Raw genomic sequence first — 1,465 nt, forward strand, 5'->3', positions numbered from 1 at the left:
GGGACCATGGACGCCATCCGTCAGGCTGACGCTGCCGCTCTGCAGGGCGTCGAGGGCATCGGCTCCGAGAAGGCCCCGGTCATCGTCGAGCAGGTCGTCGCCCTGGCGCCGGTCATCGACAAACTGATCGCAGCGGGCGTCAACATGACCGAGCCCCAGGAGGCGTCGGCGGCGGAGAGTGCAGGTCCGCTGGCCGGCAAGGTCGTGGTGGTCACCGGCAAGATGACCGGTCGGCTGGAGGCCTACGGGCGGTCCGAGATGAACGCCCTGATCGAGAAGGCCGGCGGCCGTGCGGGCAGCAGCGTCAGCGCGAAGACGTCCATCCTCGTCGCCGCACCGTCCACCGGAGGCAAGCCGAGTACGAAGGCAGTCAAGGCGGCCGAGCTCGGCGTCACGGTCCTCACCCCCGAGGACTTCGCTGAGCTGGTCGCCGACTACCTGGCCTGACGCAAGACGACCGGGGCGGGCGTCGCGCCGCGAACGCGATCCCGCCTCGCCACCTGCGCCGCCCAGCGCACCGAACGGCCGGGCCAGGACGCGTGCTCGCTGACCGGGCACCGGCCAGGCCCGGCTCTGCACTAAAGTGACGTTGCTTAATTAGCTTTCAATGTGTACTGTCATTTCATCGCCTGGTGCACGGCACCCCGCGACATCTCCCCAACTCCTCCGCGTCCAGGTAGGGATGACATGCACTCGAACATGCCCGAGTTGTCGGATTCTGAGCTTCTGGCGATCGCGGATCGGGCTGCCAAGCGGACCCCGGTCAAGCCCAGCGATCTCCTCATCCTTTCCGCGCTTCAGCTGGAGCTCTACCGGGAACTGCATGCCGCTGCGGGCCAGTTGGTCCGGCCGTCCGCCCCGGCAGAGATCCTTCCGGCGGCCCAGAAGCGGGTACGGCGCGCCATCAATGCAATCCTCGCCGAGAGCGAGGAGATGGCTGTATTCAGGCAGATATACGACCACGTGGCGAACGCGGCACTGAGCGATCGGCGGGTGGCGGAGCAGCTGAAGGTGCTGTCGGGCAGCCAGCAAGGCCCGGGCGGTGCGTTCCTCAAGCGCATGCTGCGGTTCGCGGCGGCCGACGCCTACCCCAACACGGTGCAGATGCTCGTCGTCGACTTCCTGAGGACCACGGAGGAGCAGACGCTTCGCGCGGTGCTGGCGCAGTTCGCGGGCATGGAGTGGGCTCTCGATCCGGATGACAGGCACCAGCGGACGATCATTGATCCGCCGGACGTCATCGTGGACAGCGCCGACGCCGAGATCCGCCGGTTCCGCGAGCTGGGGCTGGGCCCCGGTGAAGTCAGCCCGGGCCGGAGTCTCGCACGCTCGGACAGCGCCGCCTGGGAGACTCCCGACGAGCACCGCATCCGTATCTGGCGTCGCCGGTACGTAGAGGCCCACAGGCAGAGTCTCGACTGGGCCCGGGCGAAGGCGGAGGTGTACCGCCGCGAGCGCGAGCGGC

At 68.5% G+C, this 1,465-nt stretch carries 1 protein-coding gene and 1 pseudogene; both read left to right on the forward strand.

Annotated elements, in window-relative coordinates; genetic code table 11:
• On the forward strand, window positions 1-447 hold a 447-nt coding region (locus ABZ281_RS49125), incomplete at its 5' end, for a BRCT domain-containing protein (RefSeq protein WP_356665325.1).
• 240 nt (window positions 448-687) lie between these two features.
• Window positions 688-1,465, forward strand: a pseudogene (locus ABZ281_RS49130) (hypothetical protein); the annotation flags it as partial.

It is taken from the genome of Streptomyces sp. NPDC006265 (assembly GCF_040613555.1).
In the GTDB taxonomy this organism is placed as follows: domain Bacteria; phylum Actinomycetota; class Actinomycetes; order Streptomycetales; family Streptomycetaceae; genus Streptomyces.